This is a genomic window from Micromonospora psammae (assembly GCF_036902725.1).
GTDB lineage: Bacteria > Actinomycetota > Actinomycetes > Mycobacteriales > Micromonosporaceae > Micromonospora.
Genome location: NZ_JBAKHM010000016.1, coordinates 60,904 through 75,622 on the forward strand (window position 1 = coordinate 60,904; position 14,719 = coordinate 75,622).

Annotated in this window: 13 protein-coding genes; 7 read left to right on the top strand and 6 right to left on the bottom strand. The window is 73.4% G+C overall.

Going from position 1 to position 14,719, the window contains the following annotated elements:
- Positions 1 to 15: 15 nt before the first annotated feature.
- The 3 genes from nirB to V6U79_RS19330 are packed head-to-tail and all read left to right on the top strand — an operon-like array spanning position 16 to position 4,009.
- Entirely contained in the window at positions 16 to 2,577 is a 2,562-nt protein-coding gene (gene nirB, locus V6U79_RS19320; RefSeq protein ID WP_334615411.1) for a nitrite reductase large subunit NirB, read from the top strand.
- The gene (gene nirD, locus V6U79_RS19325; protein WP_334529439.1) at positions 2,574 to 2,921 is read left to right on the top strand and encodes a nitrite reductase small subunit NirD; all 348 of its coding nucleotides are present in this window, start codon (positions 2,574 to 2,576) and stop codon (positions 2,919 to 2,921) included. The genes nirB and nirD overlap by 4 nt, the downstream gene beginning before the upstream one ends.
- Positions 2,921 to 4,009 carry a uroporphyrinogen-III synthase gene (locus V6U79_RS19330; RefSeq protein WP_334529436.1) on the top strand — a complete coding sequence of 363 codons (1,089 nt, stop codon included), beginning with the start codon at positions 2,921 to 2,923 and terminating at the stop codon, positions 4,007 to 4,009. Before nirD ends, V6U79_RS19330 begins: the two co-directional genes overlap by 1 nt.
- Positions 4,010 to 4,083: 74 nt before the next feature.
- Here V6U79_RS19330 and V6U79_RS19335 read toward each other — a convergent pair whose 3' ends face one another.
- The 4 genes from V6U79_RS19335 to V6U79_RS19350 all read right to left on the bottom strand — a co-directional run bounded on the left by V6U79_RS19335 (position 4,084) and on the right by V6U79_RS19350 (position 8,737).
- The gene (locus V6U79_RS19335) at positions 4,084 to 4,707 is read right to left on the bottom strand and encodes a GTP-binding protein (protein WP_334529433.1); all 624 of its coding nucleotides are present in this window, start codon (positions 4,705 to 4,707) and stop codon (positions 4,084 to 4,086) included.
- On the bottom strand, positions 4,688 to 5,050 hold the full coding sequence (locus V6U79_RS19340; protein ID WP_334529430.1) for a DUF742 domain-containing protein: 363 nt from the start codon (positions 5,048 to 5,050) through the stop codon (positions 4,688 to 4,690). Before V6U79_RS19340 ends, V6U79_RS19335 begins: the two co-directional genes overlap by 20 nt.
- Positions 5,051 to 5,141: 91 nt before the next feature.
- Positions 5,142 to 5,549 (bottom strand): roadblock/LC7 domain-containing protein, encoded by a 408-nt coding sequence (locus V6U79_RS19345; protein WP_007465177.1) that lies wholly within the window; start codon positions 5,547 to 5,549, stop codon positions 5,142 to 5,144.
- Positions 5,546 to 8,737, bottom strand: a complete 3,192-nt coding sequence (locus V6U79_RS19350; protein ID WP_334615374.1) for a sensor histidine kinase — start codon at positions 8,735 to 8,737, stop codon at positions 5,546 to 5,548. The genes V6U79_RS19345 and V6U79_RS19350 overlap by 4 nt, the downstream gene beginning before the upstream one ends.
- 436 nt (positions 8,738 to 9,173) lie before the next feature.
- Here V6U79_RS19350 and V6U79_RS19355 point away from each other — a divergent pair, with 436 nt between their 5' ends.
- Positions 9,174 to 10,355 (top strand): ABC transporter substrate-binding protein, encoded by a 1,182-nt coding sequence (locus tag V6U79_RS19355; protein WP_334615375.1) that lies wholly within the window; start codon positions 9,174 to 9,176, stop codon positions 10,353 to 10,355.
- 40 nt (positions 10,356 to 10,395) lie between these two features.
- Here V6U79_RS19355 and V6U79_RS19360 read toward each other — a convergent pair whose 3' ends face one another.
- On the bottom strand, positions 10,396 to 11,268 hold the full coding sequence (locus V6U79_RS19360; protein ID WP_334528421.1) for an ABC transporter permease: 873 nt from the start codon (positions 11,266 to 11,268) through the stop codon (positions 10,396 to 10,398).
- A gap of 102 nt (positions 11,269 to 11,370) precedes the next feature.
- Positions 11,371 to 12,399 carry an ABC transporter substrate-binding protein gene (locus tag V6U79_RS19365; protein ID WP_334528424.1) on the bottom strand — a complete coding sequence of 343 codons (1,029 nt, stop codon included), beginning with the start codon at positions 12,397 to 12,399 and terminating at the stop codon, positions 11,371 to 11,373.
- Between the two features lie 265 nt (positions 12,400 to 12,664).
- Here V6U79_RS19365 and V6U79_RS19370 point away from each other — a divergent pair, with 265 nt between their 5' ends.
- The 3 genes from V6U79_RS19370 to V6U79_RS19380 are packed head-to-tail and all read left to right on the top strand — an operon-like array spanning position 12,665 to position 14,699.
- Complete coding sequence (locus V6U79_RS19370; RefSeq protein ID WP_334528427.1) at positions 12,665 to 13,450, top strand: ABC transporter ATP-binding protein; 786 nt, start codon at positions 12,665 to 12,667, stop codon at positions 13,448 to 13,450.
- A 2-nt stretch (positions 13,451 to 13,452) separates the two neighbouring features.
- Positions 13,453 to 14,400, top strand: a complete 948-nt coding sequence (locus V6U79_RS19375; protein WP_334615376.1) for an LLM class F420-dependent oxidoreductase — start codon at positions 13,453 to 13,455, stop codon at positions 14,398 to 14,400.
- Entirely contained in the window at positions 14,397 to 14,699 is a 303-nt protein-coding gene (locus V6U79_RS19380; protein WP_334528431.1) for a cupin domain-containing protein, read from the top strand. Before V6U79_RS19375 ends, V6U79_RS19380 begins: the two co-directional genes overlap by 4 nt.
- The last annotated feature ends 20 nt before the right edge of the window (positions 14,700 to 14,719 follow it).

The following is a 14,719-nucleotide window of genomic DNA, read 5'->3' on the forward strand; positions in this document are numbered from 1 at the left end:
CGAGGAGGTGGCGCGATGACCGGCGGACGAGTGGTCGTCGTCGGCAACGGCATGGTCGGGCAGCGGTTCGTCGAGGCGCTGCGCGCCCGGGACGACCAGCGCCGCTGGCGGGTCACGGTGCTCGCCGAGGAGCGCCGGCCGGCGTACGACCGGGTGCGGCTCTCGGCGTTCTTCGACGGGGTCGGCGCCGACGAGTTGAACCTGCACACCCCCGACGACGGGGTGGAGCTGCGCCTGGGCGAGCCGGCCACCGGCATCGACCGGGCGCGGCGGGTGGTCACCACGGCCACCGGCGAGCACCGGTACGACGTGCTGGTGCTGGCGACCGGGTCTTACCCCTTCGTGCCGCCGGTGGAGGGAGCGGACCTGCCCGGGGTCTTCGTCTACCGGACCCTGGACGACCTGGAGGCGATCCGGGAGCACGCCCGGGGCCGGCGGGTCGGGGCGGTGATCGGCGGCGGCCTGCTCGGCCTGGAGGCGGCGAACGCGCTGCGGCTGCTCGGCCTGGGCACCCACGTGGTGGAGTTCGCGCCCCGGCTGATGCCGGTGCAGGTCGACGAGGCCGGCGGCGCGATGCTCCGCCGCTGGGTCGAGGAGCTGGGCGTCACCACCCACCTCGGGGTGGCGACCACGGCGCTGCGCCCCGGCCCGGACGGCGTGGTCGCCGCGCTGGAGCTCTCCGACGGCGGCACGGTCCACGCCGAGCTGGTCGTGGTGGCCGCCGGCATCCGCCCCCGCGACGAGCTGGCCCGGGCCGCCGGCCTGCCGCTCGGCCCGCGCGGCGGGGTGCTGGTCGACACCGCCTGCCGCACCGGGGACGGGCGGATCTGGGCGGTGGGCGAGTGCGCGGCGGTCGAGGGCACCTGCCACGGCCTGGTCGCCCCCGGGTATGCGATGGCGGAGGTGGTGGCCGACCGGCTGCTGGGCGGCTCGGCGACCTTCCCCGGGGCGGACACCGCGACGAAGCTGAAGCTGCTCGGGGTGGACGTCGCCTCGTTCGGTGACGCGCACGGCACCACCCCCGGCTGCCTGGACGTCACCTTCACCGACCCGGCCACCCGGTCGTACGCGAAGCTGGTCCTCTCCGACGACGCGCGGACGCTGCTCGGCGGGGTGCTGGTCGGGGACGCGAGCGCCTACCCGACGCTGCGGGCCAGCGTCGGCGGGCCGCTGCCCGCTCCCCCGCTGGCGCTGCTGGCGCCGGCCGGGGAGAGCGGCGGCGGGGTGGCCGCGCTGCCGGGCGCGGCGCAGGTCTGCTCCTGCAACGCGGTGACCCGGGACGACATCGACGCGGCGATCGCCGGTGGCGCCACGGACGTGCCGGCGCTGAAGGCGTGCACCCGGGCCGGGACGAGCTGCGGCTCCTGCGTGCCGATGTTGAAGCAGCTGCTCGACGCGGCCGGGGTGAAGCAGTCCGGCGCGCTCTGCGAGCACTTCGACGTGGGTCGGCAGGAGCTGTTCGACATCGTCCGGGTGCGGGGCGTCCGCACCTTCTCCCAGCTCGTCGCCGAGCACGGGCGGGGGCGGGGCTGCGACATCTGCAAGCCGGTGGTGGCCTCGATCCTCGCCTCGCTCGGCACCGGGCACGTGCTCGACGGCGAGCAGGCGTCGCTGCAGGACACCAACGACCACTTCCTGGCCAACCTGCAACGCGACGGCAGCTACTCGGTGGTGCCCCGGATCCCCGGCGGGGAGATCACCCCGGAGAAGCTCATCGTGATCGGTGAGGTGGCACGGGACTTCCGGCTCTACACCAAGATCACCGGCGGGCAGCGGATCGACCTGTTCGGGGCGCGGGTCGAGCAGTTGCCGCAGATCTGGCGCCGGTTGGTCGACGCCGGTTTCGAGTCCGGCCACGCGTACGGCAAGGCGCTGCGCACGGTGAAGTCCTGCGTCGGTGAGACCTGGTGCCGCTACGGCGTACAGGACTCGGTCGGGCTCGCCGTCGCCCTGGAGCTGCGCTACCGGGGCCTGCGCGCCCCCCACAAGATCAAGTCGGCGGTCTCCGGCTGCGCCCGGGAGTGCGCGGAGGCCCGCAGCAAGGACTTCGGCATCATCGCCACCGACACCGGCTGGAACCTCTACCTCGGCGGCAACGGCGGCTTCCGGCCCCGGCACGCCGACCTCTTCGCCACCGATCTGTCCACCGAAGCACTGATCACGCTGATCGACAGGTTCCTTATGTACTACATCCGCACCGCCGACCGCTTGCAACGCACCGCCGCCTGGATCGAGGCGCTCGACGGCGGCCTCGACCACCTGCGCGCGGTCATCGTGGACGACTCGCTCGGGCTCTGCGCCGAGCTCGACGCCGCGATGGCCGGGCACGTCTCGTCCTACTCCGACGAGTGGCGCGACGTGCTCGACGACCCGGAGCGGCTGCGCCGCTTCACCTCCTTCGTCAACGCCCCGGACGTGCCCGACCCGTCGATCACCTTCGCCGTCGAACGCGGCCAGCCGGTGCCCGCCGGCCGGGCCGCTCCCCCACCCCGCCCGAGCGCGCCGGGCGACCCGGCCGACGCGCCGCCCCGCCGCCGGCAACCGGTCACGCTGGGCCTGCCGGAGGTACGGCGATGACCGCGACGATGACGCTGACCTGGACGCCGGTCTGCCCCCTGGACCGGCTGGAGCCCGACCGGGGCGTCGCCGCCCTGGTCGACGGGGTGCAGGTGGCGCTCTTCCGCACCGGCGACGAGCTGTTCGCGGTCGACAACCTCGACCCGGTCGGCGGCGCGTACGTGATGTCCCGGGGCATCGTCGGCAGCCGCGGCGGCGCGCCGACCGTCGCCTCCCCCCTGCACAAGCAGGTCTACGACCTGCGCACCGGGCGCTGCCTGGACCTCGCCGAGGTGACCCTGCGCCGGCACGGGGTCCGCTGCCGGGACGGCGTCGTCGAGGTGCGGCTACGACAGGAGGAGTGATGCGGGACGAACTGGCCGGGTTCACCGTCGGGGTGACCGCCGACCGGCGGCGCGACGAGCTGGCCGCGCTGCTGGAGCGGCGTGGCGCCCGGGTGGTGCTCGCCCCGGCCCTGCGGATCGTGCCGCTGGCCGACGACACCGACCTGCGCGAGGCCACCCGGGCCTGCCTGGACCGGCCGCCGGACATCCTGATGGCGAACACCGGCATCGGGATGCGCGGCTGGCTGGAGGCGGCCGAGGGTTGGGGGCTGGCCGAGCCGCTGCGCTCCGTCCTCGCCCGGTCGTACGTGGTGGCGCGCGGGCCGAAGGCGCGCGGCGCGATCCGGGCGGCCGGCCTGCACGACCAGTGGTCCCCCTCCTCGGAGAGCTGCGAGGAGGTGGTCGACCACCTGTGCCGGCGCGGGGTGGCCGGGCAGGTGATCGCCATGCAGCTGCACGGCGACCGCCAGCCGGAGTGCACCGAGGCGCTGGAGGCGGCCGGGGCGACGGTGATCGAGGTGCCGGTCTACCGGTGGGCCCCGCCGACCGACCCAGCCCCGCTGCACCGGCTCATCGACCTGGTCGCCGGCCGGATGGTCGACGCCGTCACCTTCACCTCGGCGCCCGCGGCGGAGGCGCTGCTGCGGGCGGCCGGGGACCGCACCGAGACGGTGCTGGCGGCGCTGCGCGGGGACGTGCTGGCCAGCTGCGTCGGCGCGGTCACCGCGGAACCGCTGGTGCGGCGCGGGGTACCGGTCAGCGCGCCGGCCCGCGCCCGGCTCGGGGCACTGGTCCGGCAGATCGTCGACGAGCTGCCCCGGCGCGCGGTGACCGTCAAGGCGGCCGGGCACCTGCTGACCCTGCGCGGGCACGCCGCCGTGGTCGACGGTGAGCTGCGCCCACTCGCCCCCGCGCCGATGGCGGTGCTGCGGGCGCTGGCCGCCACCCCCGGCCGGGTGCTGTCCCGCACCGCGCTGCTGCGTACCCTGCCGCGCGGCGCGGACGAGCACGCGGTGGAGATGGCGGTGGCCCGGCTGCGGGTGGGCCTGCAGGCCCCCCGCGTCGTGCAGACCGTCGTCAAGCGCGGCTACCGACTCCGGGTCGAGTAGGACGGCCGGCCCGGCCCCGTCTCCGTGGCGGAGGCGGCGCCGGGCCGTCGACAGGTGCCCGGGGCGTGGGGCCGTCAGCCCACCGGCGCCGGGAAGCCGCGCCCGTGCTCGGCCTGGAGGCGGAGCATGGCGTGCTCGACCACCGTCACCAGCACCTGCTTGACCGACTCCCGCTGCCGGGCGTCGCACATCACCAGCGGCACGTCCGGCGAGATCGCCAACGCCTCCCGGATCTCCTCCACCTCGTAGTGCGGCGCGTCGTCGAACCGGTTCAGCGCCACCACGTACGGCAGGTTGCGGTTCTCGAAGTAGTCCAGCGGCGCGAAGGCGTCGGTGATCCGCCGGGTGTCCACCAGCACCGCCGCACCGACCGCACCCCGGATGATCTCGTCCCACATGAACCAGAAACGGGTCTGGCCCGGTGTGCCGAAGAGGTACAGGATCAGGTCCTGCGCCATGGTGATCCGGCCGAAGTCCATGGCGACCGTGGTGGTCTCCTTGCCCGGCACCTTCGACGGATCGTCGATGCCCACCCCGGCCGCCGTCATCAGCGCCTCGGTGGTCAGCGGTGTGATCTCGGAGATCGCCCCGACCAGGGTCGTCTTGCCCACGCCGAAGCCACCCGCGATCACGATCTTCGCGGAGATGATCTCCCGGCTGCGGTGCGCCCCGGCGGGGTCATAGTTCGCGAAGTCCACTTAGCACCCTTCCCAGCAGGTTCATCCGCTCCTCGTAGCCTTCGGCGGGAGCGGCAGTGTGTAGCGTCAGCAGGCCCTCGGCCACCAGGTCGGCGACCAGCACCCGGGTGACGCCCAGCGGCATCCGGGTGTACGCGGCGATCTCCGCCAGCGACTGTGCCCGGCCCTCGCAGACCGTGGCGATGCGGTACTTGTCGTGCCCGGCGAACCGCGATTCGGCGACCTGGGTGGGAGTCGCCGACAGCACCGCTTCCAGGGCGATGTCCCGGCTGGGCTCGGTCCGGCCCCGGGTGACCGCGTACGGGCGCACCAACGCCCCGCGCGGGTCCCGCCGTGGCTCCATCCGCGATCACCTCCTCCCCACCCGGGGTCACCGGCCCCGGAATTCGTCTCCCCGGCCGGGCGTGGTCACGCCCGGCCCCACCCGTCGTGCGCTACGAGCGCACCGCGTCCCGCGGCAGCGGGACCAGCGCGGCGCCCACCCGCTCGACCAGCAGCGCCATCTCGTAGCCGACCTGGCCCACGTCGCAGCTGCGGGCCGCGAGCACGGCCATCGACGACCCGTCACTGATCGACATCAGGAACAGGTAGCCGCTGTCCATTTCGATCACGGTCTGCAACACCCCGCCGGCGCTGAACATCCGGGCCGCACCCTCGGTCAGGCTCACCACGCCGGACGTGATCGCGGCCAGCTGGTCCGCCCGGTCCCCCGGGAGGTCCCGGGAGGAGGCGAGCAGCAGCCCGTCCGCGGACACCGCCACCACGTGGGCGATGCCCGCCACGCTGTCGGCGAAATTGGTGAGCAGCCAACCCATGTCCTGCATGGCCGCTGGCCTGTTCATCGGCTCGTCTCCTTGGTCGAGGTGCTGTTCTGGTCCGTACCGGCCGACCGACCGCGCTGCACGCCGCGGTGGTAGGCGGAGAGCAGGCCGCGTACTTCGTCGGGAGTGCGACGACTGCGGTCCCGGCCGCCCTTCGGTTCGATGCCGCCGGGTACGAGTTGGGCCTGCGGCACCCGCTTGGGCAGGCCGGATCGGGTGGTGCCGCCGGTGGCGGGCTCGGCGGCCCGGGTGGCCCGGGTCCAGCCCTCGTCCGCCGCGGTCCGCCACGCCTGCGAGTCCGGCGCCGCCGGCTGGGGGGCGGTCGGGGCCGGCGGCTCCGGCGTCGGGGCCACCGGCGGCGCGGGCGGCGCCGACGGTGGGACGTACGAGGGCGGCGGCGTGGCCGGCGCGGGCGTGGCCGGCGTCGTGCCGGCGGTCGCCGCCGCGGCCGGGACCCGGGTCGGCAGCGGCGCCCGGGTGGGCGTCGACGCGGCGGTGCTCTCCGGCTGGCGAGGCGCGGGGGCGGGCGGCTCGTCGAAGTTGGGCCGCTTGAAGATCGCGGTGGCGTCGTCGCCGTGGGAGCGGAACCAGACCGCCTCCATCTCCCGGAAGATCGGCGAGTCGGCCGGCGGGCTCGGCCGGGAGACCACCGGGGCGGCCGGCGGCGAGTACGACGCCACCGGTACGGCCGGGGCCGCGGCGAACGGCGTCGGGGCGGCCGGCGTCGGCGCCGCGGCGAACGGCGCCGGCGGTGCGCTCGGCGCCGCGGCGAACGGCGTCGGGGCGGGTGCGGGGACCATCGGTTCGGCCGCCACGCCGGCGACCGGCCCGGCCGCATGCACCCCGGCGGTGTCGCCGTTCGGGCTGCGCTTCGGCAACGGGGGAAGGGTGGGGTTCGCGGTGGTCGGCGCGTTCACCGAGAAGCCGTACCCGGACTCCGCCGGCCCGGACGAGGTGGGCACGGACGACGCCGGTACCGGGGAGGTCGGGGTGGCCGGCACGCCGGGAACCGCTCCACCGAGGTGCACCGCGCCGGCGGTGTCCCGGGCGTCGACCGGTGACTGCCACGGCGCCGAGGTCGGGGCGGGGGCGGGGGTACGCCACTGGTCGGTCAGGGTGGCCGCGCCGTTGTGCCCAACGGTCAGCGGATCGCCGTGGCCGGCCGGGGTCAGCGGGCCCTGCTCCACCGGCAGGGGTTGGCGCGGCCGGGACGGCACCTGGTCGCGGCCCCGGTTGGCCGGCAGCACCACGGTGGCGTTGGGGAGGGTCACCTGGGCGACCGTGCCCCCCTCGACGTTGCGGCGCAGCTCCACCCGGATGCCGTACCGGGAGGCGAGCCTGCTCACCACGGCCAGACCCATCAGCCGGAAGGCGGCGACGTCGACGCTCGGCGGCGCGGCCAGCCGGCGGTTGAGGGAGTCGAGCTGTTCCTCGGTCAGGCCGAGGCCACGGTCCTCGATCTGGATCAGCACGTAGTCGCGGATCCGCCGGCCGTCGGCGACCACGGTGGTGGTCGGGGGCGAGAACCGGGTGGCGTTGTCGAGCAGTTCGGCGACCAGCCGGACCACGTCGTTGACGGCGTGCGCGGCCACCGAGATGTCGGTGTCGACGGTGCCGAACTCGATCCGGTTGTAGAGCTCCACCTCGGACTGGGCGGCCCGCAGCACGTCCACCAGGAGCGCGTCCTCCCGCCGCGGCACCGCCGAGTCGGCGCCGGCCAGGACGAGCAGGTTCTCGTCGTTGCGGCGCATCCGGGTGGCGAGGTGGTCGAGTTCGAAGAGCTGGGCGAGGCGCTTCGGGTCCTCCTCGCCGCGTTCGATGGCGTCCAGCTCGCCGATCATCCGGTCGACCAGGGTCTGACTGCGCCGGGCCAGGTTGAGGAACATCGCCGAGACGCTGGTCCGCAGCGCCGCCTGCTCGGCGGCGACCCGGACGGCCTCCCGGTGCACCACGTTGAAGGCCAGGGCGACCTGCCCCACCTCGTCGCGGTTCTTCAGCCGGATCGGGTCCCGCACCTGGCGGACGATCTCCTCCACGCCGCCGTCGCCGAGGTTGCCCATGCTCTGCAACCGCTTGACCGCGTCCGGCAGGTCGTGGTTGGCCACCGAGAGGGCGCCCTCGCGCAGCCGGCGCAGCGAGTGGTTGAGGGAGCGGGCCAGCACCACCGCGAGGGTGACGGCGATGACCAGGGTGAGCAGCACCAGCAACGACTCGATGACGGCCTGCCGGACGACGTCGGCGCGGGCCTCCTCGGTCCGGGTGAGCAGGCGGTCCTGGAGCTGGAGCTCGGCCCACCGCATCAGGTCGTTGACGGCCCCGATCGAGGCGGTGGCGTCGGCCGCGCTGACCAGTGGACGCTGCCCCACCGACCGGGTGATGTCGGCGGACACCCGGTCGGCGAGCCCGACCGCGTCGCCGGAGACGGCGCTGTCCACCAGGGCCCGCTGGTCGGGCTCGGCGGTCAGGGTGAACGAGACCAGCGCCTCCTGCTGGCTGGTCAGGGTGGCGACGAACGAGGAGAACTGCTCCTCGTCGAGCCGGCCGGCGCTCAGGGCGGTGTAGGCGACCGCCTCCTCCTCGGCGACCGCCGCCTTGGCCCGGCTGAACGCGGCGACCGCGCGGCGGGCGTCGGCCAGGTCCTCCTGGCCGGCGAGCTGGGCCAGGGTGTCGCCGTACCCGACGAGGTCGGTGAGGATGATCCCGTACCGGAGGGTGGCCTCGGCGACGGGCATCTGCCGGCGGTCGAGGACCTCCTGGCGGGTGCCGTCGAGCGTCTCCAGGTGGTCGTCGATGACCGCGAGCTGGTCGCGGACGGCCGGGGGAACCTCCCCGATCCGGCCCCGCTCGGCCCGGTACTCGTCGATCCGCTGCCCGGTGGCCCGGACCCGCAGGTTGTAGTCGTCGGCCTTCTGCTGCGGGTCGGCCAGGTAGCCGGCCGCGGCCATCCGCTCCTTGTGCAGGTCCTGGGCCAGCGCCGAGACGTCGACGGAGAGCGCGGTCAGCGAGCGGATCCGGGTGGCGTCGTACGCCCCCTCGCCGGTGGAGACGAGTCGGATAGTTGCCAGAGCGATGACCGCGGCGACCGGGACGACCAGAATGAGGGCGAGCTTGGAGCGGATCCGGGCGTCCCGCAGCCGGGGCAGCCGTCGCCCCCGGTCACTCTCGGCGGCCTCACCGAATTCGGGCAGGGTCGTCGGTCCGGTGCTCACGACATCGCCTCCGTCGTTTCTTCCACGCCTGACCCGCCAACCCGTGCGTGGTGCAGCGGACACCGCCACGCGCGGCACGGCCGCGATTTCATCAGACGAGATCCTGTTTGGGAAGCCGCAGTGAGGCAGGAAACGGTCAACCCACGACCTGCACGCGATTTGCCCTCATTGCCGCGTACGCTCTGAACAGGCCATGTCACTCCAGAGTGGTCGCCCGCCTCTGCGGAGTGAGCGTTCGTAAACATCTGATGACCCCACGATGTGGGATCGCGATCCCGAAAACGCCGTGACCTTCCGCGCTTGACCGCAGCGGCCGGCATTGGCAAGGTTTTGCAGGCTTTCGCGCACACCGTACGGCAGACGATCCCGTTTCTCCACTGAGGACGGCTTAGCGGCGGTGACCGGGCAGCGCCCGCGCCGCACCTGGAGGAGAGAGTTGAGCCCCATCCGCTCCGCGACCATCGTGGCGCTCGCATCGGCCGTACTGGCCACCACGCTCACCGGCTGCTCGTTGGGCGCGGGACAGGAGGACACCAGCCCGATCGTCGTCGCGGTCGACCTCGAACTCTCCGGGGCCGCGGCTCCGATCGGCAAGGCGTACCAAAGGGCCCTGAAACTGAAGGTCGAGCAGCTCAACTCCTCCGGCGCGCTGGGCGAACGGAAGATGCGACTGGACATCAAGGACAATCGTTCCGACGCCAGTGAGTCGCTGCGCAACATCGGTGACTTCAGCAGCAATTCCAAGGTCAGCGCGATCATCATGGGCGGCTGCAACGAATGCGCGGTCGGCGCCGCCCGGACCATCAACGAGAAGCGCATTCCGACCATCGCGCTCGCCCCGTCCGGCGCGGTCGCCAACCCGGTCGCCGAGCGGCGGTACGTCTTCAAGCTGGCCCCGAACGCGGCCGACAGCGCCGGAGCGCTCACCTCGGAGCTGCGCCGCCGCAACATCCGCAAGGTGGGGGTGCTGCACAGCGACGACGACTACGGCCGGGAGGGGCTGAGCGCGCTCGACAAGGAGCTGGAGAAGGCCGGCATCAAGCTGCTGCGCAGCGAGTCCGTCCGGGGCACCGACACCGAGGTGAGCCAGCCGGTCCGCCTGCTGACCGCCCGCAAGCCCGACGCGCTGATCGTCTGGACCCCGCCGGAGCAGGCCTCGCTCGCCGCCACCAGCGCGCAGCAGGCCGGCTTCGCCGGGTCGCTCTTCCTCGACGCGGCCGCCGCCGGCGACCTGTTCCTCGGCTCCGCCGCCCGGTCCACCGAGAAGGCCACCCTGATCTTCACCCAGACCATGGTGATCGACGACGTGATCGCCACCACCCCGGCCAAGGCGGCCCGGCGGCAGTGGTTCCAGGACTACACCGCCCGGTTCGGTGGCTACAACGGGTTCTCGTCCTTCGCCGCCGACGCGGTGCAGTTGATCGCCGACGCGGCGCTGCGGGCCCGCCGCGCGGAGGGCACGGTCAACCGGGACGGCATCCGGGACGTGCTGGAGACGTCCCAGCTGGACGGCCTCTCCGGGCCGATCCGGATGACCCCGGACAACCACTCGGGCCTGATGCCCCAGGCGTTGACCACCCTGGTCGCCCGCGGCGGCCGCTGGCGCCTGGCCGGCTGAGCGGCGGTGTGGCCCCGCCGAGCGGCGGGGCCACACCGGTTCACCGGGCCGAGGTGGTCTCCCGGATCCACGGCAGGGCCAGCCGCTCGACCAGGGAGAGCGCCGAATAGAACAGGATGCTCATCACCGCGATCAGCACGATCGCGGCCCACGCGGTCGGGTACTCCCCGATGCCGTTGTACTGCAGGATCTGATAGCCCAGCCCCGGCTTGTCGGAGTAGAACTCGCCGATCACCGCGCCGATCGCGGCCAGCGGCATCGCCACCTTGAGCCCGACGAAGATCTGCGGCAGCGCGGCGGGGAAGCGCACCTTGCGGAACGACTGCCACCAGGAGGCGTTCAGCGACCGGGCCAGCTCGGCCAGGTCAGCCGGGGTGGTGGAGAGCCCGGTCGCGGTGGAGAGCACGATCGGGAAGAAGCAGAGCAGGAAGACCATGGTCAGGATCGGTTTCTCACCGAAGCCGACCGAGACGACCAGCAGCGGCCCCAGGGCGATCTTCGGCACCGCGTTCACCGCCACCAGCAGCGGCGCGAACATCCGCTCGGCGGTCCGGGACGCGGCCAGCGCCATCCCGATCAGGATCCCGGCGGCCGCCGAGAGCACGAAACCGACCAGCGTCATGGTCGCGGTGATGCGCAGGGCCGGCAGCAGCACGTCGGCCGCCGCGGTCAGGGCCCGCCACACCTCCTGGGGAGGCGGCAGGGACGCCGGGTGCACCAGCCCCAGCCCCGAGGTGACCAGCCACCAGACCGTCACCGCGACCAGCAGGCCGAGCAGCGGCAGGCCGACGGTCGCCGGGCCCACCCCCGGCCGCCGCCCGGCCGCGCCGGCCGGCGGGGTGGTCGGGGTCGCCGCCGCGCCCGCGGCATCCGTCCCGGCGGTGGGCTCCGGGCGGGTACGGATCTCCGTCACGATCTCTCCTCTCTCGCCGGCCCGGGGGGCCGGCACGCGACGGGGGTACGACCGCCGGTGGTCCCGGCCGGCCGCACCCCCGTGGCACTCCTCGCGCGTCGATCAGGCCTTCGGCGCGAGGCTGAAGTCGATGATCTGGTCCGGCGTCAGGTTCTGCTTGAGCGCGCCGGCGCCCTGCAGGATGGCGATGCTCTTGGCGACCCGGTCGCTGTCCAGGGTGCCCAGCGCGGTGCCGGAGTTGCTGGACCGGACGTACCCGGCCATCAGCTGGAGCTCGGCGCCGGCCGCCGCGGGAACGGTCGCCGGGACGTTCTTCTTCAGCAGGTCGGCGGCTTCCTGGGGGTTGGCCAGGCTGTACTCCAGGCCCTTGAGCAGCGCGGCGGAGAAGCGCTTGACCATCTCCGGCTTCTCCTTGGCGATCTTGCTGGAGGTGATCAGCACGTTGCCGTAGAGGTCCTGCATCACGTTGCTGTACGGCAGCACGACCGGCTTCTTCTTGGTCACCGCCTCGACGGTGGGCTGGCCGACCACGAACTGCCCGATGCCGTCGACGGCGCCGGAGGCGAGCGTGCCGATCAGGGTCTGCGCCTCGCCGTTGACCCAGGTCACCTTGGTGGCGTCGACGCCGGCGAGCCGGGCGTACGTCGGGAAGAGCTGCCGGACCACGGAGGTGGGGGTGTCGGCGAGCTTCTTGCCCTCCAGGTCCTTGGGCGAGGCGATGTTCTTGCCCTCGACGGTGACGACGGCGGCCATGGTGCGCTGCTGGATGGCCGCCACCGCGACGAAGTCCTTCGCCACCCCGTTGCCGAGCTGGAGCAGGCCGCCGGTCAGGTCGATCGGGCCGAAGTGGGCCTGGCCGCCGACGATGGTCTGGATGACCGAGCCGGTGCCCTGGCCGGGCTTGATCTCGACCTCGAAGCCGGCCTCCTTGAAGAAGCCCTTCTCCTTCGCCACCCAGGCGTACGAGTCACGGCCGAAGTTGCCGAACGAGGTGAGGTAGGTCACCTTCTCCAGCGCCTTGCCGTCGCCGCCCTTGGCGTCGGAGCTGTCATCGCCGCCGCTGCACCCCGAGACCAGGGCGAGGGCGGTGGCCAGGGCGGCCGCGGCGACCGTGCGGGTCAGCCTTCTCATCAGTGCACCATGTCCTTTCCGACCGGGTCATGCCACCCGGAAGGGGTTGTCGGTCCGGGGTGCCGGCGTGAGGGGGGAGCCGGCGCCACCGTCGTGAAGGGACTCTTCGCGGGCACAGCGTACGAGAGCCGCACCGCGACGACGCCAGTCGCATCGGGTTGCGGAACGGGAACAGGTAGGTCCACCCCGGACTGTCGGCAAGTGGGCCACGCCGGATAGCCTTTGTCGGATTCCTGATTGCCCACTCAGCGGAGGCCCGCCGGAGATGATCCGACTCGCGGATGTGTCGCGGACGTTCGACGGCCGCTCCGGGCGGGTCGAGGCGCTGCGGGGGATCGACCTGGAGGTCGCCGAGGGCGAGTTCGTCGCGGTGCTCGGCCGGTCCGGCTGCGGCAAGTCCACCCTGCTCCGCATGATCGCCGGCCTGCTCCCGGTCACCAGCGGGGAGATCACCGTCGCCGGCACCCCGATCACCCGGCCCCGGCGGGACATCGCGATGCTCTTCCAGCGGCCCGCCCTGCTGCCCTGGCGCACGGTGCTGGACAACGTCCTGCTGCCGGCCGAGATCTTCGGCTGGAGCCGGGCCAAGCACCGCGAACGGGCCCACCAACTGCTGGAGATGACCGGCCTCGGCGGCTTCGAGAAACGGCTGCCGCACGAGCTCTCCGGCGGCATGCAGCAGCGGGTGTCGCTGTGCCGGTCGCTGCTCGGCGAGCCCCGGGTGATGCTGATGGACGAGCCGTTCTCCGCCCTGGACGCGCTCACCCGCGAGGAGCTCTCCGGCGAGCTGCAACGGGTGCACATGGAGACCGGGGCGACCGTCGTCTTCGTCACCCACTCGATCGACGAGGCGGTGCTGCTGGCCGACCGGGTGGTGGTGCTCAGCCCGCGCCCCGGCCGGATCCGCGAGATCGTCGAGGTGGCCGTGCCCCGGCCCCGCACCCTCGGCCGCCACGAGCACCTCGCCGACGTCGCCCGGATCAGCGCCGAGCTGCACGAGCTGCTGATGGAGCGCGAGGCGCCGGCGCCCGCCGGTTCGGAAGGACGATGACCATGCGGGTGACCGTGTTCACCGAGCCGCACCGGGGCGCGGACTATGAGGATCAGCTCCGCTTCGCCCAGGCGGTCGAGGCCGGCGGGTTCGACGGCTTCTTCCGGGCCGACCACTACCAGTCGATGGGGGATGCGGGACTGCCCGGCCCGACCGACGCCTGGCTCACCCTGGCCGCGCTGGCCCGGGAGACCTCCCGGATCCGGCTCGGCACGCTGGTCACCTCGGCCACCTTCCGGCTGCCCGGACCCCTGGCCGTGATGGTGGCCCAGGTGGACCGGATGAGCGGGGGCCGGGTGGAGCTGGGCATCGGCGCCGGCTGGTACGAGCGCGAGCACACCTCGTACGGCATCCCGTTCCCCGCCGTCGGCGAACGCTTCGACCGGCTGGCCGAGCAGCTGGAGATCATCACCGGCCTCTGGCGTACCCCGGCCGGGCAGACCTACAGCCACGCCGGCGATCACTACCGGCTGGTCGACGCCCCCGCCCTGCCGAAGCCGGTGCAGGTGCCCGGCCCGCCGGTGATCGTCGGCGGGCGTGGCCCGAAGCGCACGCCCGAGCTGGCCGCCCGGTACGCCGACGAGTTCAACATGCCGTTCAAGTCGGTCGAGGAGACCGCCGCAGCGTACGAGCGGGTGCGCGAGGCGTGCGACCGGACCGGCCGGGCGGAGTCGGGGCGGGCGCCGCTGGTGCTCTCCGCCGGGGTGGTGGTGGCGATCGGCCGTACCGACGCCGAGGCCCGGCACCGGGCCGCGCCGCTGCACGTCAAGAGCGCCCTGCCGCCGGAGGACCCGGTGGTCGGCTCCCCCGCCCAACTGGTCGACCGGCTCGGCGAGTTCGCCGCGATCGGCGCCACCCGGGTGCACCTGCGCCTGATCGACTTCTCCGACCTCGACCACCTGGAGCTCATCGCCGCCGAGGTGCTCCCCCAACTGGACGGAATCCGATGACCGACACCGACCTCGAACTCGGTCCCGTGGGCCAGGAGATCGTCTTCGAGAACGACCGGGTGCGGGTGTGGCACATCCGGCTGGAGCCGGGCGAGCGGCAGCCGCTGCACCGGCACGACCACCCGTACCTGGTGGTGGCCGTCCAGGGCGCGAAGAACGTGGTGCAGACCATCGACGGCACCCGGATCGACGCCGACGAACCCACCGGCGGCGTGGTCTACCGCGACCCCGGAGCCGTTCACATGTTGACCAATGTCGGCGACACGACCTACCTGGCGCGCCTGGTGGAGTTGAAGTAACCCCAGGCTGCCGCCCCGCC

What these genes read in the sequence shown, in the direction of transcription:
- V6U79_RS19330 (WP_334529436.1), top strand. Translation starts at nt 2,921, where the DNA reads ATGCGGGACGAACTGGCCGGGTTCACCGTCGGGGTGACCGCCGACCGG.
- V6U79_RS19380 (WP_334528431.1), top strand. Translation starts at nt 14,397, where the DNA reads ATGACCGACACCGACCTCGAACTCGGTCCCGTGGGCCAGGAGATCGTC.
- V6U79_RS19375 (WP_334615376.1), top strand. Translation starts at nt 13,453, where the DNA reads ATGCGGGTGACCGTGTTCACCGAGCCGCACCGGGGCGCGGACTATGAG.
- V6U79_RS19345 (WP_007465177.1), bottom strand. Translation starts at nt 5,549, where the DNA reads ATGAACAGGCCAGCGGCCATGCAGGACATGGGTTGGCTGCTCACCAAT.
- V6U79_RS19340 (WP_334529430.1), bottom strand. Translation starts at nt 5,050, where the DNA reads ATGGAGCCACGGCGGGACCCGCGCGGGGCGTTGGTGCGCCCGTACGCG.
- nirD (WP_334529439.1), top strand. Translation starts at nt 2,574, where the DNA reads ATGACCGCGACGATGACGCTGACCTGGACGCCGGTCTGCCCCCTGGAC.
- V6U79_RS19370 (WP_334528427.1), top strand. Translation starts at nt 12,665, where the DNA reads ATGATCCGACTCGCGGATGTGTCGCGGACGTTCGACGGCCGCTCCGGG.
- nirB (WP_334615411.1), top strand. Translation starts at nt 16, where the DNA reads ATGACCGGCGGACGAGTGGTCGTCGTCGGCAACGGCATGGTCGGGCAG.
- V6U79_RS19365 (WP_334528424.1), bottom strand. Translation starts at nt 12,399, where the DNA reads ATGAGAAGGCTGACCCGCACGGTCGCCGCGGCCGCCCTGGCCACCGCC.